General features: G+C 36.0%; 22 protein-coding genes. 12 read left to right on the forward strand and 10 right to left on the reverse strand.

Going from position 1 to position 25,606, the window contains the following annotated elements; genetic code table 11:
* Window positions 1-348: 348 nt before the first annotated feature.
* Complete coding sequence (locus ACRD62_RS06115) at window positions 349-1,518, reverse strand: alkaline phosphatase (RefSeq protein ID WP_430819246.1); 1,170 nt, start codon at window positions 1,516-1,518, stop codon at window positions 349-351.
* A gap of 199 nt (window positions 1,519-1,717) precedes the next feature.
* Here ACRD62_RS06115 and ACRD62_RS06120 point away from each other — a divergent pair, with 199 nt between their 5' ends.
* Genes ACRD62_RS06120 through ACRD62_RS06130 form a run of 3 tightly spaced genes read left to right on the forward strand, consistent with a single transcriptional unit; the run spans window position 1,718 to window position 4,592 of the window.
* Window positions 1,718-3,208 (forward strand): cytochrome c3 family protein, encoded by a 1,491-nt coding sequence (locus ACRD62_RS06120; RefSeq protein WP_430819247.1) that lies wholly within the window; start codon window positions 1,718-1,720, stop codon window positions 3,206-3,208.
* Window positions 3,209-3,265: 57 nt separating this feature from the next.
* Window positions 3,266-3,742 carry a low molecular weight protein-tyrosine-phosphatase gene (locus ACRD62_RS06125; RefSeq protein ID WP_430819248.1) on the forward strand — a complete coding sequence of 159 codons (477 nt, stop codon included), beginning with the start codon at window positions 3,266-3,268 and terminating at the stop codon, window positions 3,740-3,742.
* Complete coding sequence (locus ACRD62_RS06130; protein WP_430819249.1) at window positions 3,735-4,592, forward strand: fructosamine kinase family protein; 858 nt, start codon at window positions 3,735-3,737, stop codon at window positions 4,590-4,592. Before ACRD62_RS06125 ends, ACRD62_RS06130 begins: the two co-directional genes overlap by 8 nt.
* 2 nt (window positions 4,593-4,594) lie before the next feature.
* On the opposite strand, the gene ACRD62_RS06135 is transcribed toward ACRD62_RS06130, so the two are convergent.
* From ACRD62_RS06135 to zupT, 3 genes are all read right to left on the reverse strand, one after another.
* Window positions 4,595-5,296, reverse strand: coding sequence for a cytidylate kinase-like family protein (locus tag ACRD62_RS06135; RefSeq protein WP_430819250.1), 702 nt, complete (start codon window positions 5,294-5,296; stop codon window positions 4,595-4,597).
* A 695-nt stretch (window positions 5,297-5,991) separates the two neighbouring features.
* Entirely contained in the window at window positions 5,992-6,639 is a 648-nt protein-coding gene (gene nth / locus ACRD62_RS06140) for an endonuclease III (RefSeq protein ID WP_430819251.1), read from the reverse strand.
* A gap of 12 nt (window positions 6,640-6,651) precedes the next feature.
* Complete coding sequence (gene zupT, locus ACRD62_RS06145) at window positions 6,652-7,461, reverse strand: zinc transporter ZupT (protein ID WP_430819252.1); 810 nt, start codon at window positions 7,459-7,461, stop codon at window positions 6,652-6,654.
* A 159-nt stretch (window positions 7,462-7,620) separates the two neighbouring features.
* On the opposite strand from zupT, the gene ACRD62_RS06150 reads away from it, so the two are divergent.
* The 4 genes from ACRD62_RS06150 to ACRD62_RS06165 all read left to right on the forward strand — a co-directional run bounded on the left by ACRD62_RS06150 (window position 7,621) and on the right by ACRD62_RS06165 (window position 12,828).
* Window positions 7,621-7,986 (forward strand): hypothetical protein, encoded by a 366-nt coding sequence (locus ACRD62_RS06150; protein ID WP_430819253.1) that lies wholly within the window; start codon window positions 7,621-7,623, stop codon window positions 7,984-7,986.
* Window positions 7,987-8,012: 26 nt separating this feature from the next.
* A complete protein-coding gene (locus ACRD62_RS06155; RefSeq protein ID WP_430819254.1) occupies window positions 8,013-10,052 on the forward strand; it encodes a tetratricopeptide repeat-containing sensor histidine kinase in 2,040 nt (679 codons plus the stop codon).
* Between the two features lie 130 nt (window positions 10,053-10,182).
* Window positions 10,183-12,243, forward strand: coding sequence for an ATP-binding protein (locus tag ACRD62_RS06160; RefSeq protein ID WP_430819255.1), 2,061 nt, complete (start codon window positions 10,183-10,185; stop codon window positions 12,241-12,243).
* A 156-nt stretch (window positions 12,244-12,399) separates the two neighbouring features.
* Window positions 12,400-12,828, forward strand: coding sequence for a UPF0158 family protein (locus ACRD62_RS06165; protein ID WP_321408294.1), 429 nt, complete (start codon window positions 12,400-12,402; stop codon window positions 12,826-12,828).
* Between the two features lie 406 nt (window positions 12,829-13,234).
* Here ACRD62_RS06165 and ACRD62_RS06170 read toward each other — a convergent pair whose 3' ends face one another.
* A complete protein-coding gene (locus ACRD62_RS06170; RefSeq protein WP_430819256.1) occupies window positions 13,235-14,002 on the reverse strand; it encodes an exodeoxyribonuclease III in 768 nt (255 codons plus the stop codon).
* A gap of 67 nt (window positions 14,003-14,069) precedes the next feature.
* A complete protein-coding gene (locus tag ACRD62_RS06175; RefSeq protein WP_430819257.1) occupies window positions 14,070-14,768 on the reverse strand; it encodes a Crp/Fnr family transcriptional regulator in 699 nt (232 codons plus the stop codon).
* Between the two features lie 170 nt (window positions 14,769-14,938).
* Between ACRD62_RS06175 and ACRD62_RS06180 the strand changes: the two genes are divergently transcribed.
* Entirely contained in the window at window positions 14,939-16,942 is a 2,004-nt protein-coding gene (locus ACRD62_RS06180) for an FAD-dependent oxidoreductase (protein ID WP_430819258.1), read from the forward strand.
* 134 nt (window positions 16,943-17,076) lie between these two features.
* The gene (locus ACRD62_RS06185) at window positions 17,077-17,718 is read left to right on the forward strand and encodes a Crp/Fnr family transcriptional regulator (RefSeq protein ID WP_430819259.1); all 642 of its coding nucleotides are present in this window, start codon (window positions 17,077-17,079) and stop codon (window positions 17,716-17,718) included.
* A 144-nt stretch (window positions 17,719-17,862) separates the two neighbouring features.
* Here the strand turns inward: ACRD62_RS06185 and ACRD62_RS06190 are convergent, their stop codons facing one another.
* The 3 genes from ACRD62_RS06190 to ACRD62_RS06200 all read right to left on the reverse strand — a co-directional run bounded on the left by ACRD62_RS06190 (window position 17,863) and on the right by ACRD62_RS06200 (window position 22,288).
* Entirely contained in the window at window positions 17,863-18,855 is a 993-nt protein-coding gene (locus ACRD62_RS06190) for a TRM11 family SAM-dependent methyltransferase (protein ID WP_430819260.1), read from the reverse strand.
* A gap of 233 nt (window positions 18,856-19,088) precedes the next feature.
* Window positions 19,089-20,726 (reverse strand): dipeptidyl-peptidase 3 family protein, encoded by a 1,638-nt coding sequence (locus tag ACRD62_RS06195; RefSeq protein WP_430819261.1) that lies wholly within the window; start codon window positions 20,724-20,726, stop codon window positions 19,089-19,091.
* A 149-nt stretch (window positions 20,727-20,875) separates the two neighbouring features.
* Window positions 20,876-22,288: an adenylate/guanylate cyclase domain-containing protein gene (locus tag ACRD62_RS06200; RefSeq protein ID WP_430819262.1), complete on the reverse strand. Its 1,413-nt coding sequence runs from the start codon at window positions 22,286-22,288 to the stop codon at window positions 20,876-20,878.
* Between the two features lie 173 nt (window positions 22,289-22,461).
* Between ACRD62_RS06200 and ACRD62_RS06205 the strand changes: the two genes are divergently transcribed.
* Window positions 22,462-23,301 (forward strand): hypothetical protein, encoded by an 840-nt coding sequence (locus ACRD62_RS06205; RefSeq protein WP_430819263.1) that lies wholly within the window; start codon window positions 22,462-22,464, stop codon window positions 23,299-23,301.
* On the opposite strand, the gene miaA is transcribed toward ACRD62_RS06205, so the two are convergent.
* The gene (gene miaA, locus ACRD62_RS06210; RefSeq protein WP_430819264.1) at window positions 23,296-24,231 is read right to left on the reverse strand and encodes a tRNA (adenosine(37)-N6)-dimethylallyltransferase MiaA; all 936 of its coding nucleotides are present in this window, start codon (window positions 24,229-24,231) and stop codon (window positions 23,296-23,298) included. The two genes, ACRD62_RS06205 and miaA, sit on opposite strands and share 6 nt — an antisense overlap.
* A gap of 198 nt (window positions 24,232-24,429) precedes the next feature.
* On the opposite strand from miaA, the gene ACRD62_RS06215 reads away from it, so the two are divergent.
* Both ACRD62_RS06215 and smpB read left to right on the forward strand, forming a co-directional pair.
* Complete coding sequence (locus tag ACRD62_RS06215) at window positions 24,430-24,987, forward strand: YIP1 family protein (RefSeq protein WP_430819265.1); 558 nt, start codon at window positions 24,430-24,432, stop codon at window positions 24,985-24,987.
* Complete coding sequence (gene smpB / locus ACRD62_RS06220; RefSeq protein ID WP_321408330.1) at window positions 24,984-25,445, forward strand: SsrA-binding protein SmpB; 462 nt, start codon at window positions 24,984-24,986, stop codon at window positions 25,443-25,445. The genes ACRD62_RS06215 and smpB overlap by 4 nt, the downstream gene beginning before the upstream one ends.
* Window positions 25,446-25,606: the final 161 nt, after the last annotated feature.

Here is a 25,606-nt window from a genome sequence, read left to right on the forward strand (position 1 = left end):
ATCACAGTCGCCCCTCCGGGGCTCTGATTCCCCTCTTGCCTATCACAGCACTTACGTACTGTGTTGTTACAGTCAGGGCTCCGCCCTTCATTTTATGATTTGGGCAATCCCGTTCGGAACGTTTGTGTTAGTTAGTATTTAAATGATTAACATTTGTTTTTAAGGTAGTCCCGTTAGGGACGTCTGTATTAGCATAGTATGTAAATGCTATGTGTAAAATAAGCGCAGGTTGAGTCCTGAAAGGACGACTGTAAGTGAGTATCAACATCATCCTACCTAAACGATTGGCATAAAAAAGGCTGAATAATTATCCAGCCTCATAATATTTTTATTTTATAGAAGAAAGGTTTAATCTTTATCCTGCTCCTTAAACTTAAACAGCTTATACATCTTTTCGAAAATCTCCGTATTCTCATAAACTCCTGTAAATTCTTCTGCACCAGGACCAATCGCAAAAACAGGCACCATTATAGCTGTATGATCTCCTGTTGTAAATCCGGCTTTGACATAGCCTTTATTCATATCTCCTTCATTTACTGACATGCCGCCAGTTTCATGATCGGCTGTCACAATAATCAAGGTTCGCTTATCTTCAAGAGCAAATTTTATTGCTTCACCTACTGCCTTGTCCAAATCCAATACTTCCCCGGTTGAATAAGAAGCATCATTTTGATGCCCTCCCCAATCAATCTGACTTCCTTCAACCATCATAAAGAATCCTTTACTATCGGCATTTGATAATACTTCAATAGCTTTTGAGGTTGCTTGTGGTAACATGTCTCCCCTGTCACGATAACCCGCATTGTGTCCAATAGCAGTTAACACAGCCAGCTTCCCTTTGGTAAAAGGTTCAATCTCCTTCATGTTATAGGCAATTCTGTATCCCTTGTCATTTAATTCAGAAACCAGGTTACGACCATCAACACGCTTTGTAAAGAAATCAGCTCCACCACCAATAAACAAATCAATATCAGTATTCATAAAATCCGCAGCAATTTCTTCATACATAATTCTATTTGGCTGATGAGCAATAAACGAAGCTGGCGTAGCATGTGTTATTGCTGATGTTGATACCAAACCTGTTGCCTTACCGTTTCTTTCAGCATATTCAAGAATACTGGTAATTCGGTTTCCTTCTGAATCCAACCCAATAGTACCGTTGGTTGTTTTTTTACCGGTTGACAATGCAGTTCCTCCAGCTGCCGAATCCGTTATGTAGTTATCACTACTCTGTGTTTTACTAAAACCGGTAAAAGGCATGTTTTGAATATTTAACTCACCTCCGTTAGCTGTAATGCCAGCAAAAACCTGAGCGGTTCCCATGCCATCACCAATAAATATGATGATATTCTTCGGGCGCTTTTTAAATTTTACTTCTTTTGCATCAAACGAAACTACTTCATGTTGTTTTTCAGCAGTGTATTCGAACTTTTCATGCTTAACTTCTTTGTATTCTTCCTGGGCTGATATTCCTATTGTTACGAGAAATAAGGCCAATATAAGGCTAGTCTTTTTCATTACGTTGTAGTTTGTTCCTTCAACATTCAAAGTAAAAGGATTTTATGTATAAAAAAAACAAGCATAAAGACTGTTTGTTTATTAAACATATTTCTAGAAAATAAAAATACACTTATCTTCCTGAATATTAAACCGTACCATGTATTAAGCTATTGGATTTTAAAAGGATTTTTATTAAATTCCTTAAAAATCTACAGCTATGCATCTACCCAAGTCTTATTACAACCACATTTCGTTTGCAGGTACTATTATTGCTGCAATTTCGTTATTTCTGATTATTGTAAGTTTCTTGTTCTCACTTCTGTTTAATGCCGGAAGTTCATACCTGGGATTGTTTTCCTATATTTTACTTCCTGCCATCATGGTATTTGGATTAATCTTGATTCCGATAGGCATGTTTATTAATTCGAGAAGAGCCCGTAAATCAAGTGAAACACTTGAGATGAAATGGATGGTTATCGACTTTAACGATCCCCGTTATCGAAATGCGGCTTCTATTTTTATTATTGGTACAGTTGTGTTGATTCTCCTATCTGCAGTTGGAAGTTATGAAGCATATCATTATACCGAATCGGTAGAGTTCTGTGGTAAAGTTTGTCACAAGGTGATGCAACCCGAATACGTTACATATATGAATTCATCTCATGCAAAAGTGGCTTGTGTCGAATGTCACGTTGGTCAGGGTGCTGACTGGTATGTAAAATCTAAATTATCGGGATTATATCAGGTCTATGCAGTTCTGACCAATAGTTATCCTACGCCCATTCCTACGCCTATTTCCAGCTTACGACCAGCTAAAGAAACCTGCGAGGAATGTCACTGGCCACAAAAATTCTATACCCCTCGTTTGAATATGGAAAAACATTACCTTTCAGATAGTTTGAATACAGAATGGATTATCCAGCTACAAATGAAAACCAATAGTCCGCACAGTTCAAGCAATCTGGCTGAAGGGATTCACTGGCATATCAACCCTGATGTTAAAATTGAATATATTGCAGCTGATGAAGCACGAGAAAGTATACCATGGGTTCGGTATATAAATCTTAAAACCGGAGACACTACCTTATACGAAGATAGCTGGAGCCCAATGGATCAGGAAGACATCAAAACAGCAGTAACCCGTACGATGGATTGCATGGATTGTCACAACCGTCCGTCACATAACTATCAGCTCCCATCAGAATTTGTTGATCTGGCCATTTCATCGGGTGAAGTACCAAAACTACCGAAAATTAAATATATTGCGATGGAGATTTTGAAAGATCCGTATCCCACAACCGATACTGCTCTGATGGTAATTAATGAAACCATACGACAGTTTTACGCTGATAATTATCCTGATTCGGATCCTCAATTGATTGATAAAGCTGTTACAGGTATCACCAACGGTTACCTCAATAATATTTTCCCTGAAATGGGAGCCAACTGGGATGTTTACCCCGATCATATTGGTCACCTTGAATTTAACGGATGTTTCAGATGTCACAACGATACTCACGAAAGCATCAGTGGCAAAAGAATTACCAAAGACTGTAATGCTTGTCATACTATTTTAGCTCAAGGTACGAATGATAATCTGGAGACTGCCACTATAAACGAATCACTGGATTTTTATCATCCTGTTGACATTGGAACCGACTGGAAGGATTATTTGTGCATCGATTGTCACAGATATTTGTATCCTTAACAGGTTATCCTTTCTCATCATAAGTAAACTATTATATTTGAGGTAAAATTGATGAGAATGGATAAAACAAAGATACTTTTTGTATGCCTTGGTAACATTTGCCGCAGCCCAAGTGCTGAAGCCGTTATGAAGGCATTGGTTGAAAAAAAAGGATTAGCTTCTAAATATGAGATTGATTCTGCCGGAACAGCAGGCTATCATTCGGGCGAACCGGCTGACAGACGTATGCAACGCCATGCGATCAATCGTGATTACAATTTAACCAGCATAAGCCGTAAGGTAAATGCAAAGGTTGATTTCGATCATTTTGATTACATTATTGGTATGGATGATCAGAATGTAGAAGATCTTGAATACATGGCTTCTAACGATGAGCAAAGATCCAGAATTAGTAAAATGACGGATTATTGTAAATCTTTTAATCATACATCGGTACCTGATCCTTATTACGGTGGCGCCGATGGATTTGAACTGGTACTGGATCTTTTGGAGGATGCTTGTGAGGGTTTAATAGAACATATCGAGAATGAATGATATCATTCGAAGGATAGAAGATATATTAGATACAACCATTATTCATCATCAGTTGGTGGGTGGTGGTTGTATTGCTAAAACACAGGTTATAAAAACAGAAGGGGGTGATCAATTCTTTCTGAAGTCGGGCTTTTCTAATACCATGTTTCGCAACGAGGCAAATGGGCTCAGGGAACTATCCAAAGCCAATTGCATAAGAATACCCAAAGTGATTGCTGTTGATGAAGATTTTCTTTTACTGGAAAACATCGAAACAGGAATAAGAAGTGGAAATTTCTTTACTGAATTTGGGCAGGCATTTGCTCATTTGCACCAATACACATCATCCGGTTTCGGTTTTTATGAAGATAACTACATTGGTGCAACACCTCAAGTGAATCTCTCATCATTAACAGAGTCTAATAACTGGCCTGAGTTTTATTTTAATAAAAGATTAAAATTCCAGTTTCTTCTGGCCGAAAAAAATGGTTTCAGCGATGCCGGATTCAGGCGTTTATTTAGTGGAATAGAAAGGCAGATTTATCAGATTTTAGACGGAAGCGAAGAACCACCAACACTATTACATGGTGATTTATGGGGTGGAAACTATATAGTGGATAATCAAAACAAGGCCGTACTCATCGATCCGGCTGTTTATTATGGCCATCGCGAAGCCGACCTTGCTATGACTAAATTATTTGGTGGTTTTGGACCACAGTTTTATCAGAGCTATCAACAAACCTTTCCTTTAAAAGAAGGATATGAATACAGGCAGAATATTTATTTGCTGTACCATGTGCTCAACCATCTAAACTTGTTTGGAAGTTCATACAAATCACAATCCGAACAATTGATGAGATATTATCAGTAACACTATATGAATCCCCTGGAACGAGCCAGGCAATACAATAAATTCACAATATCATGATCCGACATTGTCATGGCATTGATCTTTAAATCGAAGAAATCTATATCAGGACGACCATTTTCGAAATAATCTCTGAAGTTTGCTCTTCGTTTATCCTGTTCTACGCATTCTTTCTTAGCATCACTCAAACTAATATTCTCTTCTTTTGCCACTAGCTCAGCTCTCCATTCCAGTGGTGCTTCCAGCTTAACATGAAACGATTGCTTGATATTTTTAGTGATGGCTTCTGCTGCACGACCAACAATTACCACATTGCCTTCCTCTGCTTCATCGTGCAGGAATTTTGCAATGGTATTCTTAATTTTTGCGTCTCCCGGATAATAAGAACTACTGAAGAACAGTGCCAGGTTTTCAAAAAAGTTTTTCTGACGGTAATCGCTCAAATCCTGAAGAAGTGCAGGTGTCAGTTTAAGCTCGTTGGCCGATCGTTCCAGAATCTCTTTACTGATCATACGCCACTCTTTATTAATTCCTTCCGCACTTAATTCTTTTGTGATCTTTTCAGCAAGTAATTGACCGATCTTCTGACCATGACAACCATATTCGCGCGAAATGGTAATTACTGGTCCTGCCAAACCATGTTTGGTTTCAGGTGCTTTGCGTTGCCCCGAACGCTCTTGCATGTATTTTAGAAACAAATTATCCATAGCGCTGATTTTTGAGGTTTAAACTGTACATAAGTTAGTAAAAACCAACAAAGCAGACAAGAAAAATCAACATGTATTTTTAAGAAACTTAAATTAAAGACAAAATCGTCTGTAATTCAATTGAAATTTACGATTTATCAGAAATGATTGAGGATCAAAAAAGAAGAGAAAGGCTATAAATAAAAAAAAGGACAGATCGAAAAATCTGTCCTTACCCTTAAATCAGTTCGTTAACTAAATCCAAATCTATGAATAAAAATCTACAGTGCAAAGATGCATTATATTATAGTAAAGAAACCTCAAACAAGGTTAATTCGTGTTAAATATTTCAGCTTGAGACAAAAAAAGGACAGATTGAGCAATCTGTCCTACCTTATCAGTTCGTTAACCAAATCCAAAATCTATGAAAAAAAATCTACAATACAAATATCATAATTAATATAGTGAACAAAATGCAAACAAAGTTAATTCATGTTAAGAGTTAGCAGGTGAGAAGTTTTGAGTAAAGAAAAAGGACAGATCGGAAAATCTGTCCTTACCCTTAAATCAGCTAACTAAATCCAATTTTTATGAAAATCCCTACTGCAAATATGCAAATTTTATTTACATACTATCAAATTATCACAGTTAATAATTGTTAAATGATAAATTAAGGTATTTTGTAGCCTTATACTTACAATTTGTAAGTTAATCAATTAGGCTAACTCTGATTGTTGTAAATAAAACTTGCAAAATTCTTTTAATCCACATTTGCCACACTTGGGTTTACGTGCAATACAAACATATCGCCCATGCAGAATAAGCCAGTGATGTGCGATGGGTAACAAATCCTCAGGAAAATATTTCACTAATTGCTTCTCAGTATCAAGGGGTGTTTTCGAATTAGTTGTTAAGCCAATGCGAGCTGCAACGCGAAAAACATGCGTATCAACAGCCATGGCCGGTTTTTCATAAACAACTGAAGCTATTACATTGGCGGTTTTACGTCCAACACCCGGAAGCTTTTGCAATTCATTAATATCATCAGGTACTATGCCATTAAAATCATTAACAAGCATTTGAGCCATGCCAACCAGATGCTTACTCTTATTATTCGGATAACTGCACGAACGAATCAATTCAAAAATTTCTTCAGCGGTTGATACAGCCATATCTTCGGCATTTGGATAGCGCTCGAAGATTGCAGGTGTTAATTGATTAACTCTTTTATCGGTGCATTGTGCCGAAAGAATAACAGCCACCAGCAACTCATAAGGATTTGAATAATGCAGCTCGGTTTCGGCAACCGGCATGTTTTTTTGAAAATATTCGATGGTTCGTTGAAAACGTTCTTTTTTTAGCATCCCATAATCAGATTATAAAAACAACAACAAGCTAACAGCCATTACCGCCATTCCGGCAAACAATCCATAAATTGACAAGTGATGTTCGCCGTATTCGCGTGCAGAAGGTAATAATTCGTCTAAGGAGATGAATACCATTATTCCGGCTACACCGGCGAAAATAATACCAAAAGTTAATGGCCCCATAAATGGCATTAAAACAAGATAACCTATTAACGCACCAATCGGTTCAGATAATCCGGATAAGAAACTTAATCGAAAAGCTTTTCTTCTGCTACCTGTTGCATAATAGATGGGCACCGAAACAGCAATACCTTCGGGGATATTATGAATAGCAATAGCAACCGCAATGGCAATACCTATATTAGGATCCTGCAAGGCTGCCGTAAAAGTAGCCAATCCCTCGGGAAAGTTATGTATACCAATTGCCAAAGCCGTAAACATACCCATTCGCATCAGTTTCTTATCTTTAGTAGGAGGTTTTCCACTCATATCTTCCACTGAATGCAATTCGTGCGGGTTCTCAGCCGAAGGAATAAATTTATCAATGAGTGCTATGAATAATACCCCTCCGAAAAAGGCAATTACCGTATACCATGTACCCAATGTCTCGCCATATGCTTCAATCAATACATCTTTGGCTTTAAAAAAGATTTCAACAAAAGACACATAAATCATTACTCCTGCCGAAAAACCAAGAGAAATGGCCAAAAAACGGGTGTTTGTTCGTTTTGCAAAAAATGCCATTGCACTTCCAATACCGGTACTTAATCCGGCAAAAAGGGTTAATGCAAAGGCAAATAGAATTGAATTAAACTCCATAAATGTGTTTCGGTTAATAATAGTTTATGCAAAGGAATTGCTTTTTTACAACACAACAAAAAGCTATTATAAGATTCTGGTTAATAATATTTAAAATAAATATCAGACAATAAAGTGTTTTTTATATATTAGCATTCATAATAACCTACAATTTAATTTATGAAGGAATTAGTACCTTATGTGAACCTGGAAACGGTTAAAGACAGCAACGGAAAAATTGAGAAATTTGTAGTGCGTACGGTATCGTACCTGCCTAAAGACAGCAAAGTAACCACCAGTGGCGAAGGCCCTATAGCTGATAATATTTTATATCGCCTTTTAACCATCTCTTATGATGGTACCTCAACAGACTTTGATTATTTTGGTGCCGACTTTACCATTAATCGTGAAGATGTGGGGTTGTTGGAAAGAGGAGTAAATGTTAAAGTAAAATCGGTGGACAGTAATTTAAAATCTACTTCTTATGGAGATCCAGAAGGAGAAGGAGGGTTAGTCGTAGAATATGATGACCCTATAGTACCTTAATAACACATTGTATTTAATTAAGTGAAATGAAGACACCCCTTAAATATCTTTTAATATTGTTATGGGGGTGTTTTGTTTTATTTGCTGCCGCTCAAAATAAGATTACCAACAATAAAAAGTACTTCTCAAAGGAGAATATTATTGAATCTATTTCGAAAAGTAAAGAACCAATTGAATCTATTAATGAATGGATAATTCAAGCAAAAGATAATCAATTCGATTCAATCATACCTTACCTGCAGTATCAGAAAGGTCTTATATATTTTAAGAACAAAATGTATTCTGAATCTGATTCAATTTTCACATTTGCAGCTAATAATTTATCCGATTCTATCTTTTTGAATGAAAAAGGTCAATGTTATTTTTATAAGGGGCTAATTGCAAAGCAGACTAATTCAAGTGAGAAGGTATATTCATTCTTTAATCAGGCGGCAGTTATTTATGAAAGCAGTAACTATCTAAAAGGAGTGGTATACTCTTTAATGCAGATCGGAATTTACTTTTCTAAACAAGGTAACTACGATCTTGCTGAAATGAATTTAAATAATGCCGTCACAAAAGCTAGAACTGAATCCGATCAATCATTAATTAATATATCAACATTAAATCTGGGGCATTGTTTGCTATCGCAAAAAAAATATGATAAAGCTTTAGAAATATACAAATTAGTTGATACTATTGACTCAAAACAACTTTCTCAAGCTAGCTATTACAAACTGATAAACAACTTAGCATTAATACATATTAATAAGAAAAACTATAGTGAGGCTGAAAAATTCTTGGTTAAGAGTATTGCAGCAAAAGAACATTTAAATGACACAGTAAGTATTTTCAACTCTAAATTAAATTTACTTAATGTATATACAGAAACAAACCAACTAAACAAAGCTAATGTGTTATTTGAATCTCTAAAACCATATCAAAAAAATCTTAAAGGAAGACAGTTATTAGATTTTCTTTTTAATGCAACATATATATCATTAAAAACTAAAAGTATAAATGATGCTGTTGACTATTTTAATTTATTCGTTAATTTAAAAGATTCTCTCTCAAATATTGCCTTTTCCGACAAACTAATTGAAATGCAAAAAAGCTTTGAGATACAGGAGCGGGATAACAACATTGCTTTATTACAAAAAGAGGATGAATTAAAAGAGGCACGTTTAGATAATCAATTTCTTATTATTATAACAATAGCCGGGGTACTATTATTGGCCCTCACCCTGGGGTATTTTATCAATCGTCAGCGTATTAAATTAAAAAAATCGAAAAACGATTTATTAAATCAACAAAAAGAGATTGAAACAATTAATGGGGAATTAAAACTATCGAACCAGGCCAAAGACCGTATTTTGTCAATCATTGGTCATGACCTGCGTGGCCCCATCGGAGGTTTAAAAGAGCTGATAGAATTGTATATGGAGATGCCGGGCTACGAAGAAGAAGACTTTAGAAACTTACTAAAAGCAGCACGCGAAGCTTCTACCGGCTCATATCACTTGCTCGAGAATCTGCTTACCTGGGCCAACTCGCAACGTGGTGAAATTGATTTTCAACCGGTAACGGCTCCGTTATTACCACTCATCAAACACAGTATTGATTTATTAGACAGTTCGATCAATACCCGAAATGTAAGCTTCCGTTACGAGATACCATCTACTATAAAACTAACTGCTGATTTAAATATGTTGCGTACGATTATTCGTAACTTGGTATCCAATGCCGTTAAATACTCACCACCCGAGAGTTGCATTACCATTTCGGCCAGGCAAGACAATGCCGAAACATTTATTTGCATTGCCGATGAAGGCTATGGAATGAGTGCCGAACAATCGGCTGTTCTTTTTGAAAAGAAAGAGACATTTTATATCGAAGCCGGTTATAATGCAAAAGGTACAGGTTTGGGTTTAATACTTTGTAAGGAATTTGTTGAGCAGCACAACGGTCATATCTGGGCCGATTCTCAACCTAATATTGGCACTAAAGTTTGCTTTACTATTCCGGTTAACTTATCAGCAAAGGTTGTTAAAACAGAATCGTTAGTTGAAGCTGTTAAAACCAATTAATCTTATCATTCAATTATTGATAAAATGTATTTATGGTTAACAATTTTGTTATCTTAGAACCCTTATTTTATATTTTTAAACCTCTTAAAACATTACAATGAGTACACTACATACTCATAAAATGTTAAGAATGAATTATAAAAAAACAAGAATCACTCTTGTTTATATAATTAGTTTACTTATCGCATTAATGATAAGTGAAAAATCTTTTGCTCAAAATGAACTAACAGATGTTTATGACCCATTAAAAGATTTCGCTTCTAACAAAACGGCTATCTACGATGAGTTAAAAAAACAGGATTTAAACGTTGAGCAATTATTGGAGCAAATAAAAAAGCTTAACACTGTTAGCCAGCCACATTACCAGCTACAGCTATGCAAAATATTAATTCAGAGCAGAAAATACGATTCAGTGCCTCAATTATTGGATAATTGTATACAAAGATTCGAGCAAAGTAAAAATACCGAAGCTATTGGAGACTGTTATTTCTACAAAGGCAAGATAGGTGGATTTAGTAGCAATGCTGAAGAAGTCATTACAAATTATGAAAAATCATATCTGTGTTATATTGATGTCGGCAATATGAGTAATGCTTTTTTGTGTCAGATGTCAATGGGTAACTATTTCTCTCAAAATGGAAATGATATTTATGCCGCTAAATATTACAATAATGCAAATAAAATTGTAGAGAGCCATGATATAAAAACATCATACAAAGAGAGCCTGATGTTGAATATGGGGAATCACTATTTTAAGACCAATGATTATGATAGTGCATTGTTATTTTACAACAAAGTAGAAGCATCGAGACAAATTGAAGGAAACATTGATAAATTGTCGAGAATAAAAAATAATATTGGCGTAGCATATTTGCAACTTGGCGATTTAAACATGGCTGAGAAAAAATTATCAGAGGCGCTAAAAATAAGAGAAGCCGGTAATGACTCGCTTCTGATTGCATCAACACTTGTGAATCTGTTCAAACTTACACTGGATAAGAAAGATGTTGACAAAGCAATCGGGATAGAAAAACGCTTAAGCAACATTATTGAGAACATAGAAAATATCCAAACAGACAAATTGGTTGCCTTTAGCTACAATAAATTAAAGCTGTACCATCTTACTAAGCAATCAGAACTGGCTGACAAGGAACTGATAAAATACGCTCACCTGAATGATTCTTTAACCCAGGCTGCCTTTGCTGATAAACTGGTTGAATTACACAAAAGCTTTGAGATACAAGAAAAAGACAAAGACATTGCATTGTTGCAGAAAGAAGAAGCACTAAACAAAGCTACTTTAAAATTGCAATGGCTAATGATATCATTTATTACAGCACTTGTGTTTGCCTTATTAATATTGGGTTTCTTTATTAATCGACAGCGCTTACGTCTTAAGAAATCAGAAGAGAATCTGCAAAAACAACAGCTGGAAATTGAGCAGATAAATAACGAACTGAAAATCTCCAATCAGGCTAAAGATCGTATTTTATCAATCATTGGTCATGACCTGCGTGGCCCTATTGGTGGTTTAAAAGAGTTGATTGAATTGTATTTGGAATTACCTGACTTTGATGAAAAAGACATACGTAATTTATTAAAGGCAGCTCGTGAAGCATCAACAGGTTCGTACCTGTTATTAGAAAATCTGTTGACCTGGGCAAACTCACAACGTGGTCAAATAGAATTTAAACCATCAGATATTCCTTTTCTTCCATTGGTAAAACAAAGTGTTCAACTGTTGAATGCAAAGCATGTATCATTCCGCTATGAGATTCCTCCGGCACTAATGATTAATGCTGATTCAAACATGTTAAGAACTATTATACGAAATCTGGTTTCAAATGCTATAAAATACTCTCCTGCAAATGGTCGTATAACCATATCAGCCAATCAAGATGAAGTTGAAACCAGTATTTTTGTTGCAGATGAGGGCATTGGTATGTCGGCCGAGCAGACATCTGCCTTATTTGAGAAAAAAGAAACCTTTTTTATTGAAGCAGGATCGAAAGCTAAGGGAACTGGTCTTGGATTAATACTTTGTAAGGAGTTTGTTGAAAGACACAATGGCCGAATCTGGGTTGATTCCATGCATTCCGAAGGTACAAAAGTTGGGTTTACAATTCCCAATGATTTTACAGCGACTAAATCTGTCCCGGAGATAAGTAAACATTCCAAAGTATTAAGTTAATTTTAAAAACAAGTTAATTACTTCGGATTAGAGCCTCGACAAACAATAAAATTTAACATCTACCTCCTTGAAATTAATTTAAAAATCGATAAATTTATCGTGAACTAGAGCACCCTTTATTCAGCTAGCGTATTGTTGAACCTAAATGTTTGAGCCATGAATACAATTTCAGCTTCTTCTATTCAAAACATTGTACGTCTGCTCGACAACGGCTATATGGTTTACCTTCACAAACCTACTGGTAAGGTTACGGCCATTCCCGAATTTGACGGCTTTGCTGATTTTGAAGACAGTACAAACTGGGAAGTCGACAATATCGACAGAAATCCGGAGGAATACATTCATGTTCAGGGAATGAACTCGCGAGAGATGTATAACTTAATGATGGATTTTGCCCAGGAGCAGGATGAATTGCAGGTTACAAAGAAACTGGTGGATGCATTGCGTAAATCTGATGGTATTGGTCATTTTAACGATGCTATTAAACAAATGCCTGATGTGAGATTTGAATGGCTCGAATTCCGTGATGAACGATTACAGCGTTTTATCAAAAATAAACTGATGCGCAAGAAGCAGTTTAATTAATCTATTTCGAAACATATCATCAGCATAGCATTTACAAACTGTGCCAATACAGTCGTCCTTTCAGGACTCAACCTACACTCATTTTACACATAGCACTTACGTACTATGCTGGCAAAGACGTCCCTTCGGAACTACTCGTTCTTAAAATCATAGAACATAGCATTTGCATACTATACTAATACAGATGTCCCTACGGGACTGCCATAACTTCCTAATCACAAAATGAAAGGCGGAGCCCTGACTGTAACAACACAGTACGTGAGTGCTGTGAGAACCAAGAAGGTAAGTTGAGCCCCGGAGGGGTGACTGTAGTATTAAAGGTGATAAGATTGAAAAATATGGGTGTGATAAAAAAAGGTTAATGATCTCAATTAACCACTAACCATTTATAATTTATCAGTGACAATTAAGCATTAATCTCAATTCCCACCGGACAATGATCAGATCCCATAATTTCAGGAAGAATAAAAGCATCCTTAATTTCAGGCAAAAATGATTCAGAGGCCAGGAAATAATCGATTCTCCAGCCAATATTCTTACCTCGTGCTCCAGCTCTGTAACTCCACCACGAATATTTATCAGGCTCATTAGGATGCAAATATCGGAAGGTATCAATTAAACCTCCTTGTGTAAAACGATCCATGCCATCAATTTCCTCCTGCATAAAACCAGCAGATTTATTATAATTAGCCTTTGGACGAGCCAAATCAATTTCTTTGTGAGCTACATTAAAATCACCACAACTTAATACAGGTTTCTTTTCTTCCAGCTTCTTTAGGTAATCGAAAAAAGCCTTGTCCCAGTCTTGTCTGTAATCCAGACGCTTTAACTCACTACCAGAATTTGGCACATATACATTAACCAGGTAAAACTTATCGTATTCCACTGTGAGAACGCGACCTTCGTTATCGTGCTCTTCAATACCAATACCCTTTGTTACACTAATGGGTTCTTGTTTCGATATGACGGCAGTACCCGAATATCCTTTCTTTTCAGCTGAATTAGAATAAATATGGTATCCAAACATCGATTTTAACACCTCGGCTACCTGATCATCCTGTGCCTTCGTCTCTTGTAAACAAAGTATATCGGGACCCATTTGATCAAATGACTCAAAAAAATCTTTTTTAGCAACGGCACGTAATCCGTTGACATTCCATGATATTAACTTCACTATTATTTCGTTTTATTTATTTCAAACTAATTGATATAAATACAGATTTTATATCCTCAATGTTCAATTAACCCCGTAAACTCAAATCCTTGAGATAACCTTTATTTAATAATAGAACGTCTTTACCGTCAAGTTTCAGAATTTCTTCTTTCTCCAGTGTCTTCAAAATTTTAACAGCACTCTCGGTAGTGATACCTGCAAAATCAGCGATATGCTTTCTTGTCATCAAAGTAAAGATTTCCGGGTAATGCTTTTTAAATCCATCAATGTAAAGCAATGATTCTGCCATGCGTCCCATCATTTGTTTATATAAAACAGATCGAAGCGTATCAAATAAACTAATGTTTTGCTCTGTATAACGACTTATTAAACCATGTCCGAATATTCCGTTTTTACCTATGATTTCATTAATAGCCTGTTTTTCTACCAGTAAAACATGGCAATCGCTGATTGCAACCGACGAATAGTTGAATGTATTTTTAGAGAAAACAGATGATAAGCCTACAAATTCTCCCGGTTGAATAATTCGAAGATTAAAACTTTTATTTACATCTCCTTCTACATACTGAATGGCTAGTCCTCGTGCAACAAATAATACATATGAAGCAAAGGTTCCTTGTTTTGTAAGGTTATCACCCTTTCGAAACTGTACCTGTGTTCTGCTTGTTCTTATAATTTCTACTTCATTATCATCTAAAGCCTGAAAACAAGGGGCCTGTATATCGCAAATGTAGTCGGTGTCTTTTTCAGTAATCGTTTTCATCATACACAAAAATAGAATCTATTTTATGAAATGAACCGATGAACAACTGAAAAGTTGTGCAAGGTCAATTTAAATACGGATCAAGGTCAATGCATTTTTTCAGGTTCTTTTTTGGATAGGATATAGTTTTGTCACAAGAAAATTTGAATATAAAAACATAAAATAAAGTCTATATGGAAAAGATTGTAATTATTGGAGGAGTTGCTGCCGGAGCTACGGCCGCCGCAAAGGCAAGAAGATTATCACCTGATGCTCAAATCACCATGTTGGAAGCAGGTCCGGATGTTTCTTTTGCCAATTGCGGCTTACCTTATTATATAGCAGGTGATATTGAAAATCGCTCAAGCTTAATTTTACAAAGTCCCGATAGTTTTAAAGAACAATACGATGTTGATGTATATATTCATACGCTTGTAACATCAATAGATAAAGACGGTCATATTGTAAATACAATGGATACTCGTGATGGATCTAAGAAACAATATGAATATACAAAACTGATCCTTGCTCAGGGGGGGCGTCCTATTCAACCTGATTTGCCGGGAGCAGATTATGACCATGTATTCAGCTTATGGACGCTGGAAGATATGGACAAGATTGATAATCATTTGAAACATGAAGATCCCAAAACTGCTGTTGTTGTAGGTGGTGGATTTATTGGTTTGGAAATGGTTGAGGCCTTGGTTAAGCGTGGATTGAAAGTGCATGTTGTTGAGAAGATGCCTCATGTTATGTCGCTGATGGATGCCGAAACTGCCGGATTTATCACACGCGAATTGCATTCTTATGGAGTAGGAGTTCATACTGAAACAGGAGTTGTTAAGATCAATGCTAACTCGGTAGAATTGGATAACGGCAAGAAGCTGGATGCTGATATGGTTCTGTTGTCAATTGGAGTACGTCCAACATTACAACTGGCTATTGATGCAGGATTAGCAATTGGTGAAGCTGGTGGGCTATTGGTTAATGAGTACCTGCAAACATCAGATAAAGATATTTATGCTGCCGGTGATATGGTGGAGATCGAACATCGTGTAAGCGGTAAGAAGGTTCGAATTCCGTTGGCCGGACCAGCAAACCGTCAGGGACGTATTGCTGCAGAAAATGCACTTGGAGGAAAACATGCTTATCAGGGTGCAATCGGAACATCGGTTGTGAGAGTTTTTGAAGCTGTTGCCGGAATCACAGGAATGTCATTGAAACAAGCTAAGGCTGCTGGCATTGATGCTGATGCAGTAGTAGTTCATAAAGAGCATCATACTTCCTATTATCCTGGTGCTGAAACTGTTTCGGTTATGGTTATTTACGATCGCCAGACTGGTGTTGTTATCGGTGGACAAACAGCAGGTTACAAAGGAGCTGATAAGCGTTTGGATGTATTGGCAACAGCTGCAGCAGCAAAAATAAAAGTTAGCGAAATAGCTGATATGGACTTTGCATATTCACCTCCGATTGGAACAGCCAATGATGCCATGAATATGGCAGCCTATACAGCTGAGAATAAAATGTCGGGATTCAGTCCAAGCTTATTGGTTTCGGAATTGGATGAGTTTATTGAAGGTAAACGTTTGATTGTTTTAGATGTACGTGATGTATTCGCATTCCAGAAGAGTAATTTAAAAGGAGCACACCACCTTCCATTGGAGATGTTATCTCAAAATATACATGCTATTCCAAAAGAAGTGCCAATCGTGGTTTATGATGAAACCGGTAAAAAAGGTCATCAAGCCTTACGTACTTTAAAAAATGCTGGATTCGAAGAAGTTTACAATATTTCGGGAGGTCATACTTCTTTGCAACGTCATGCAGTAGCTGTAGGTTTTAAAAACTTCCATGTTGAATTATTACCTATTGAGAAGAAGAATATTCATCAAAAAGAAGAATCAACCGAAGTTGAAAGTAACAAGAATGTAAGTCAGGATGAATTAGCTCGTTTGGTAGTGGATGTTCGTACACCGGGTGAGTTCAGGTCTGGAGCATTCCCTGATGCAGTAAATATTCCTTTGGATGATATCATGTCGGGTAAAGGTGATTTAGGAGATAATACAGACAGAGAAATCATTGTTTATTGTGCTTCTGGTGCGCGATCGGCTTATGCGCAACAGGTGTTGAAGCAGCGAGGATATACCAATGTGAAAAACGGTGGAGGTATAGCTGCAATGATGTCACGCATGTAAAATTGATTTAATCTGCTTTAGTAAATCTGGCCACTGGTTCTTTACAAGACTGGTGGCCATTTTTTTATCCTTTTTATATTATGCTTGCAAAGCTGCATCAATAATTATACATTCGAAAGCAAGCTTATTAGCCTATGTTATTGACCGAATCTATAAAAGCCAACTTTCCTGTTTTTGCTGAAGATGATTTACTCAGCGAAATGGAAAAATACTGTGTTGTCAAAAATCTTGAAGTTGGAAAAAGCCTGATTGACATAGGAGAGGAGGTTGTTTCTGTTCCATTAATTATGAAGGGAACAGTTAAAGTAGTCAGGGAAGATGCTGACGGTAATGAGCTGCTTTTGTATTATTTGAATCAGGGTGATACCTGTGCTTCTCTTCTTACTTGTTGTATGAATAAAACACTTAGTGAAGTAAAGGTAACAGTATTGGAGGATGTCAGTGTTTTAATGGTACCCATTCGTATTATGGATGAATGGATGAGAAAGTATACTACCTGGCGTAATTTTGTTATGTTGTCGTATCGCGAAAGGATGGAACAATTGCTGGTAACAATTGACAGCATTGCCTTTAAAAAGATGGATGAACGACTATTATTGTATCTGCAACAACGGTCTTCTGAGTTAAATACCAATATTCTTTGTGGAACACATCAGGAAATTGCTGATGATTTGCATACTTCACGTGAGGTGATATCGCGATTATTGAAACAACTGGAAAGAATGGGGCGAATCAATCTGTCAAGAAATAAAATTGAAATTATTTCTCTTGTGTGATCAGAAGCACAAATTAAGTGTTTTTACCTTCTTACTTTTATAAAGCCAATGAAACTTACAACGATCAGTAAGTAGTAGAATATGCCTGAGTTTTAACTCGGTCTTTTTCAGTAGACATAACGCGGATTAGGTAACTGATCCGCGTTAATCTTTTTCATCGATAAGTTCCATACTCAATGATCCGCCTAAATCTGATTCTTTCTTTTCACAGAGCCATATGCTTCGGGCAAATTTTGCTTTCCCACTTTTCTTAACTGTACAATAATCCGAAACGATTAGTCCTGCATTGGTAATAATTTCCCTAATATCAGTAATGGATACAATAATAATTCGATCGGCTATTTTAGTTGTTGACTCAATAATATGCTGAGTTGTATCATCACCAGGATTGCTAAAAATATTGTATGGTAAGTCAATAATGGCGGCATCATAGAGGTTAGCAATGTCTTTTATATCGGAGCGGTAAACATTAGCAGTGTAGTTAAAATGCGAAAGGTTAGTGCGGGCCTGTCTGCAAACCTTCCAGTTAATATCACATCCTTCAATAGTATTTCCTGCAAAACAGGCTTCTAGCATTATTGTGCCAACTCCACAACAAGCATCCAGTATCTTTCTTTTAGTATTGGTTTGGGCAGCAATGTTTACAAGAGCTTTGGCAATGTTGATATTAATAGAATTACTGTAAGAAAATGGTTTTTGTTTGTGTTTTTGCCATTCAAGGTTATTCTTTATTAAAGTGCCAAAATACCAAACACCCTTGTAATAACATAAAGCATAGGTTATTGCAGGTTTATAATACTCTGGGGTGCCATCGATAGAATAGCCAATATCTTTTAATTTCTCAAGCCTTTTGGAATACTCAGTTGTATCACCATCCAAAACTATGTATTCAACTTTAAAGTTATCGACGCAAATTTTCTCGTTTTTAATTTTTTCAATGAGAGTTGAATAATCTTCTGCTTGTAAAAGTATATCCATTCTTTTTTGAATAAATGCGCTGATGGATGGTTCAATTTTTTTATCTGATAAAAGGAGTTTATTCTTTTCTTTTTGATTAAAAATATATTTCGATTCGAGTTTGCATAAGTCACTTTCAGTATTGTCGTATATAAAAAAGTATAGATAGTTTTTAATCATTTTCTGTATTTAATATCCTCTAATCAGAATTGATTTGCAATAATACAAATATTTGTTGATGAGCTGGATGTTCTATTTATGGATCTTGCAGAGAAAACCAATCATGGAAAATGGCTTTGACAGAAATAGTGCATCTCTGAAACTTTATAAAATCATATATTATGGATCGATCCATAGCACAAAAAAAGCCCGCAAGAAAAAATGCGGGCTAAGTATAATGCTATTTTTAAATCTTATGTTCCAATCACTGAAGGTCCTTGTTCAAATACAATATCAACAGGAATGCCTGCTTGTTCAATTCTATCAAGATCTTTTTGTAATTGAGGACGGATGGTGCCCATTTCGGCCAAAGTTTGCAGGGATTTTTGATAATCACCATCTCCCTGAATGGTTAAAATATCTGCTGAAAGACTGTTCATAGCTTCTGTCATTTTTTCGAAATCAACAGTGTAAAATCCTGTTACTTCATTATAGCTGAATGCTCCTTTTTCTTTGAAATAGTTGAAACGCATCATGTTGGCTTTCCCATGAGCACTGGCAGCTCCAAAACGCACTGAACGGAAGATACCAGCCATAAAAGTGACGTAATTATCCATTAAATCTGTTTCAGGTAACTCACCCATTTTTACCAGTTCGCTTACCATAAACAATCCAAGAATATCAGCTTTAGCTTCCTCCATAGATGAATAAGTTTCTTTTAGTGCTTCGCGTACACCACCTTTACCATTGATCGTTTCTTTAATTCCCAATCCATGAGCAACTTCATGGAACATTGTATTCTCAAAAAATGCATTGAATTTAACATGTTCCTGCTGAGATGGATCAATTACTACTTTACTGATTGGAATCAAAATCTTTTCAAACTTAGCCTGCATCGAGTTCTTCAATTGAAGCTTGCGGCTTCCTTTAGTAACATGTACCTCCGGATCGTTAGGAAGGTTAATGGCAATGGTTTTACTTCCTGCATTACAATCACCGGCGTAAAATAATGCATCGTAAGCTCCCAAGTCGCTGTCACTACCCGGACTTTCCTGTTTGTATGCTTCATCAACTGGAAGTGATTTTTGTAAATCGGGAAGAAGAGCTGCAAAACGGGTTAATTTATCCGACCATTCTTTGTCTTTAATCAGGATATAAGCTTCAAAAGCAGCTTTGTATCCATACAACGCATCTTCGTAGTTCTCGATTGGACCCACCACAAAATCAATTGTGTTGGTTTTCATGTCCATCCATGCCATGTCACTGGCCTGATACTCATTGGTAAGAAGCGCTTCTGATCGTAACTCAAGGTATTTCTTTAAGCCTTCATCTTCAGCTAAATCAGCGGCTTTCAGTAATAATTCAGACACTTTGGTTAGTTCTTCTTTATAGGCTTCGCTATAAGGAATAACTTCCAGGTTACCTTTGTCATTGCGTTTTATGACAGTATACAAATCATCTTTCTTATCAGCTTCCAAAGCTTCAAACTCTTCTTTGGTCATATCTTTGGGATAGAAACAGGCACCAGCTGGTTTTGTGCCAATATCAGCTACAAAAGGTTTATTATCATCCAGTCTTTCCCACGGACCGTAATTTATCTTCAAAAATTTCTTTAAGGTTTCATCCTGAGTGTTGCTTAATAACTCATTTTTATCGCCCCAGGCTTGTTTCCAGAATAAATCATCCATAATTTGAGCAGCCTCAAATAATAAGGGAAGCATTTGCTTTTCTTTTTCAGTAAGCTGGTTTAAATCAGTTGTTAATTGAAAAGGGATAAAATTATCAACCTTTCTTTGTAATTCCGGATCAGATGAAACGTACATTTTTGATGGTTTTTGATTATATGCACTTAGCATCAATAATGCCAATAATGGTAATAAAAGTTTATTCATGATTGAATACTTTTTTAGGTGTTGTGTTATTCTTCAGTCTCTTTTAAAAGAATATATTTTCTATTCGAAATTACATAAACACGAAATGGTATACAAACATGTATACCATTTTACTTTGTTGTTGCTACCTTAAAAACTGTAGGTTTGAATTATTGATTGGTAGATGCTTTACTTTGCAATAACTCTTCTAATCGTTCAATCTGATTTTGCTTATTCACTTCTCTCAGGTTACGTGCTGTTTCGGTGAAGTATTGATGTTTTGTGATGAAGTCAAGTTGCAGCTGATTCCATTCATCAATAGTACCTATCATATCCCTTTCTTTTAATTCCCTGTACAACGTGTTAGAAACAGGAATAAAATCGCTTCTTCCAAGGTAATCGAGGTCTGAATCACAGATAACCTGTTCCATCAGATTTTTGGGTTCTGGCGGAAATTTGGTTGACATTATCAGGTTACATACTTTATCAATCAAATCTTCGGGGTAGTTGTAACTGCCTAGTATCTCGCGGGCAATATAGGTGCCGTGTAATTCATGTTCTTTGTAATCGCGGGTATGTCCCGAATCATGAAAAAGTCCGGCTAATTTTAAAATTAGTATTTCTTCTTCACTTAGGTTTTCGGCCCACCCAATTAGCTCAACTTCAGTAATTACGTCGATTGTATGTTTTATATTATGGTAGTACAGGTTTGTTGGTAGTTTCTGTTCCATCAGATCAAGTACCTCTTCCTGCAAATCCATAAACTGAATTAATCCATATTTTGTATTATACTTTCGGTTCGGAATAATACCTTTTCCATTCACTGAAAGTTCAGGCAATATTCCGCCAACTAAGAACATATCCAACAGTCCCTTGTACTTTGCTGGTATTTGTCCGCTTTTATTTAGTGTAAAGAATTCTTTTACCAGCTCATAAGTCATATTCGAAATATTGATACAGCCTGTTGGACAAGCCATTCCAACTCTGGAAGTGAAGTTTACATTTTCTCCGGTGAGATTATAAGGTAGTTTCTTTCTTCCTGTTGGTTCTCCTAAAACAGGACCTGTATGTATTCCGATGCTTATATTCCAGAATGGGCGATGAACACCTTCAACGCGACAATCAAGAATAACTTTTCGCATTTCAAGTGCCGTATTAATAACATCTATGGGGTTTGTATGGTTTTCTTCCAAAACACCACCTGCGTAAAGGAATGTGTCGCCAATGGTTTTAACCTTTAGCACTCCATATTTGTGGGCAATCTCATCAAACTTAAGGTATACTTCGTCAAGAGCATCAACTAATTCCTGTGCACGAGGATGACCGTTTAGTTTTTTAAATCCCTTAACTGTTGCATAAAGAATTGATACCATTTTGAAACGCTTCACTTTGCGGCGTCGTGTACTCTTCAATTCCTGCTCAATATCTTTTTGTGAATATTTAGCTAAAAGATTATGATATTTTTCGTTTTGATGTTGCAGATCCTCATACCATCCCATCCAGCCTTTCAACTGTTCATTCAGTTCCTTATTTCGGTTGGCAAGTTTTGTTATTCTTTCTATGTAACTATCAATGCTTTCCATATTATTAATGAGGATTTTGTGGGGGAGTTTAAAAATATCTTTCCGGTGCTACATTAATTAATTTACGATGTTTTTATAAAAAATTCATGCTTTGGTTTAATGGTTACGTTGATAAATTGAAAATGTTATTCTAATTTAGATTTAATCTGAGAATGCCATTAAAAATTTGATCAATGAAAAAATTTCTACCACTAATAATTATATCGGTTTTTGTAATAAGTAATGGGGTTCGTGCACAAGAACTAAACAGAATTTGGTCTTCCGAAGCCATATTAGACGTACCTGAATCAGTCTTGTATTCACCTGTTCATCAATGTCTTTTTGTATCCAATGTTTCTGGTAAACCTTCAGAAAAGGATGGTCAGGGAATGGTTTCGGTTTTGGATGTTGATGGAAATATTAAGGAGCTTAACTGGGTTAGTGGGTTAAGCGCTCCCAAGGGCATGGCGGCTGATTCAACGTATTTATATGTTTCTGATATTAACGAATTGGTGATTATTGATATTCGTTTAAAACAGATACATGATCGAATTAAAAAAGAGGATGCAAAATTTTTAAATGATGTTGCTATCAATAGTCATGGTGATGTTTTTGTATCTGATATGACAGCTAATAGAATATTAAAACTCAAAGACGGAATATTGAAAGTTTGGTTGGAAGGTCCAATGCTAAATAGTGTTAACGGGTTATTTTGCGAAGGTGATGATATAATTGTTGGTACAGCAAGTCAAATTCTTAAGGTTAGCATGGTCGATCAGTCATTTGAAGTTTTGTTTGATGAGACAACTGCTGTTGATGGTATTGAGTCTGATGGGAATGGTGGATATTACTTTTCATCATGGAAAGGATTATTATATCATGCTATACCGGGTGAAGTGCCTGTTTTATTAATGGATACATCGGAAGATGAGATTAATTGTGCTGATATTGGCTACGATCCAACTACAAAAATCATCTTTATTCCCACTTTTTTCGATAACAGGGTAGTTGCTTATCGTTGGGGAAAGTTATAACGTTTTACCTAAAAGTTTTAATACTCTATCTGTCCTTTGATTAATAGGTTCGAAAGCATCTACCCAATGAATGATTGCTCCTTTTCGTTCCATTCCCCTGTACCATGTCATTTGGCGCTTGGCAAATTGATGTATGGCAACATTTAATTTATCAAACATCTCCTGAAAGGTTAATTCACCAATAATGTGGAGTGTAAGGTATTTATATTCGAGGCCATAATATATCAGGTCCTGCGGATCAATTCCATTGTCAATTAACTGACGCACTTCATCAAGCATACCTTCATCAAGTCTTTTCTTTAAGCGATCAGTAATCTTTTTTCTTCTGGCATTTCTGTCAATATTAACACCGATAATAAGAGGATTAACTTCCGGAAGATCCAGTTCAATTTCAGGATGGTCCTGATAATAGGTTTCAATTTCAATTGCCCTGATGGCTCTTGCTACTGCCTCTAAATCTGTTTGATTATGTAACGATTTAAACGACTGCAGTATTTCTGTTAATTCTTCAATTGTTTTTCCTTTGAGTTGTATTCGTAAGGCATCATTGTTAGGCACATTAATCAGCTTATATTTATTAAGAACTGATTCGATATACATGCCTGTACCACCGCACATAATAGGGAAGTGGTTGTTCTGCTGTACTTTTTCAAATGCTTTGAAAAAATCAGCCTGGTATTCAAAAACATTGTATTTGTAGCCAGCATCAACAATATCAATTAAGTGATAAGGGATGGATACGCCATCAATGGTATAATCTTCAAGGTCTTTACCGGTTCCCAAATCCATACCTTTATATACCTGGCGGGAATCGGCGCTGATGATTTCTCCATCAAGTGTTTTTGCAAGATGTGTGGCAAAAGTGGTCTTGCCGGATGCAGTTGGACCTAAAATTACTAAAAGATTGTATGGTGTATTGTTTGCAGACATATGAATGTTTTAACATCGTAAAACTACGTTATTTTTAAGGTAAATAAAACCCGGTGATTCTTCAAAAAGACTGAAATATGTATTTGCGCATTAGTCTTAGTTCCTTTTAGTATTCAAATGCTATTTCAAAATTTTGTTACTTTTGTCATTGAAGTCAACCAGTAGACTAAAAAAGAAATCAATCACAATTGAGGTCATATGTACAAGAATCTTTTTAATAGAGTTAAGGATCTGCTTTTTAAGCCAGCAAAAGCTTGGGAAGGTATTGTGGCCGAACAAAATTCGATTAATGATGTGTTGATGACATTTAGTTTGCCATTAATTGGAGCTTACAGTTTGTCCATATTTTTGGGATATTTATTGGGGCATCAGGAATTGGATTTTACAATAGCCACAAAGTTAGCTGCATTTACTTTTTCGGCTTGCTTTTTGGGTTTGTATCTTGCTTATTTTATTTTAATCAAAGTAATGCCTATTACTGTTTTAAAAGAAGACAAAGGGTTGGCATTTAAGATAATAGCCTATTCCTCATTGCCCATTTATCTTTTAGGAATTATAACGGCATTAATTCCGCAAACAATTTTCTTTTTCTTTTTGGTAATATATGCAGGGTATATTATTTGGGAAGGATTAAAGATATTGAATGTTGAGTCGGAGAATAGAGGGTGGCAAACTGCGGTTTTAACTATAATGGTTCTGGTTTTGCCTTATGTGTTGCACAAGCTGTTAATATACCTTAGTAGGTTTGCTTTATGAGTCAATCATCAAATAGAATAAATATACGCAATAAGCGATCAACATTCGATTATGAATTAATTGAACGGTTTTCTGCTGGTATTCAACTTGCTGGTACCGAAATTAAGTCTATTCGTTTAGGAAAAGCCAGTCTGGTGGATTCTTATTGTTATTTCGTTAAAGGAGAACTTTGGTTGAAGGGAATGAGAGTATCGGAATACTTTTATGGGACCTATAATAACCATCAGCCGGAACGTGAAAGAAAGTTACTTCTTAAGAAAAAAGAGTTACAGAAATTAGAGCGTAAAACAAAAGAGTCAGGTTTAACAATTATACCTATTCGTCTTTTTTTGAATGATCGTGGTTTTGCAAAAATCGAGATAGCCCTTGCTAAAGGAAAAAAACAACACGATAAGCGTGAAACGCTGAAACAGAAAGATGCAAGTCGTGAAATGGATCGTGTTCGGAAAAAATACTAGAATTTTTTAATTGCTACGCAACCTTTCATTTTCATATTCATCAGAGATATTAAACCCAATGATGTATATGCGTAAGGATTTTTGCCTTTGTTTATGGTTGTGTTGTTCGTCTGAAAAGTTTAATTTCAATACTCTGTTTCTTTTAACAAATTTTGAAAGTT

Source organism: Carboxylicivirga caseinilyticus (assembly GCF_050589785.1).
Lineage (GTDB): Bacteria > Bacteroidota > Bacteroidia > Bacteroidales > Marinilabiliaceae > Carboxylicivirga > Carboxylicivirga caseinilyticus.

Excerpts from the sequence above, each read along its gene's own strand:
- ACRD62_RS06215 (WP_430819265.1), top strand. The coding sequence starts at position 24,430 with ATGTACAAGAATCTTTTTAATAGAGTTAAGGATCTGCTTTTTAAGCCA.
- ACRD62_RS06150 (WP_430819253.1), top strand. The coding sequence starts at position 7,621 with ATGAAGGAATTAGTACCTTATGTGAACCTGGAAACGGTTAAAGACAGC.
- ACRD62_RS06180 (WP_430819258.1), top strand. The coding sequence starts at position 14,939 with ATGGAAAAGATTGTAATTATTGGAGGAGTTGCTGCCGGAGCTACGGCC.
- ACRD62_RS06125 (WP_430819248.1), top strand. The coding sequence starts at position 3,266 with ATGGATAAAACAAAGATACTTTTTGTATGCCTTGGTAACATTTGCCGC.
- ACRD62_RS06175 (WP_430819257.1), bottom strand. The coding sequence starts at position 14,768 with ATGATGAAAACGATTACTGAAAAAGACACCGACTACATTTGCGATATA.
- ACRD62_RS06190 (WP_430819260.1), bottom strand. The coding sequence starts at position 18,855 with ATGATTAAAAACTATCTATACTTTTTTATATACGACAATACTGAAAGT.
- miaA (WP_430819264.1), bottom strand. The coding sequence starts at position 24,231 with ATGTCTGCAAACAATACACCATACAATCTTTTAGTAATTTTAGGTCCA.
- ACRD62_RS06200 (WP_430819262.1), bottom strand. The coding sequence starts at position 22,288 with ATGGAAAGCATTGATAGTTACATAGAAAGAATAACAAAACTTGCCAAC.
- nth (WP_430819251.1), bottom strand. The coding sequence starts at position 6,639 with ATGCTAAAAAAAGAACGTTTTCAACGAACCATCGAATATTTTCAAAAA.
- smpB (WP_321408330.1), top strand. The coding sequence starts at position 24,984 with ATGAGTCAATCATCAAATAGAATAAATATACGCAATAAGCGATCAACA.
- ACRD62_RS06205 (WP_430819263.1), top strand. The coding sequence starts at position 22,462 with ATGAAAAAATTTCTACCACTAATAATTATATCGGTTTTTGTAATAAGT.
- ACRD62_RS06160 (WP_430819255.1), top strand. The coding sequence starts at position 10,183 with ATGAATTATAAAAAAACAAGAATCACTCTTGTTTATATAATTAGTTTA.
- ACRD62_RS06195 (WP_430819261.1), bottom strand. The coding sequence starts at position 20,726 with ATGAATAAACTTTTATTACCATTATTGGCATTATTGATGCTAAGTGCA.
- zupT (WP_430819252.1), bottom strand. The coding sequence starts at position 7,461 with ATGGAGTTTAATTCAATTCTATTTGCCTTTGCATTAACCCTTTTTGCC.
- ACRD62_RS06120 (WP_430819247.1), top strand. The coding sequence starts at position 1,718 with ATGCATCTACCCAAGTCTTATTACAACCACATTTCGTTTGCAGGTACT.
- ACRD62_RS06165 (WP_321408294.1), top strand. The coding sequence starts at position 12,400 with ATGAATACAATTTCAGCTTCTTCTATTCAAAACATTGTACGTCTGCTC.
- ACRD62_RS06185 (WP_430819259.1), top strand. The coding sequence starts at position 17,077 with ATGTTATTGACCGAATCTATAAAAGCCAACTTTCCTGTTTTTGCTGAA.
- ACRD62_RS06115 (WP_430819246.1), bottom strand. The coding sequence starts at position 1,518 with ATGAAAAAGACTAGCCTTATATTGGCCTTATTTCTCGTAACAATAGGA.
- ACRD62_RS06130 (WP_430819249.1), top strand. The coding sequence starts at position 3,735 with ATGAATGATATCATTCGAAGGATAGAAGATATATTAGATACAACCATT.
- ACRD62_RS06155 (WP_430819254.1), top strand. The coding sequence starts at position 8,013 with ATGAAGACACCCCTTAAATATCTTTTAATATTGTTATGGGGGTGTTTT.
- ACRD62_RS06135 (WP_430819250.1), bottom strand. The coding sequence starts at position 5,296 with ATGGATAATTTGTTTCTAAAATACATGCAAGAGCGTTCGGGGCAACGC.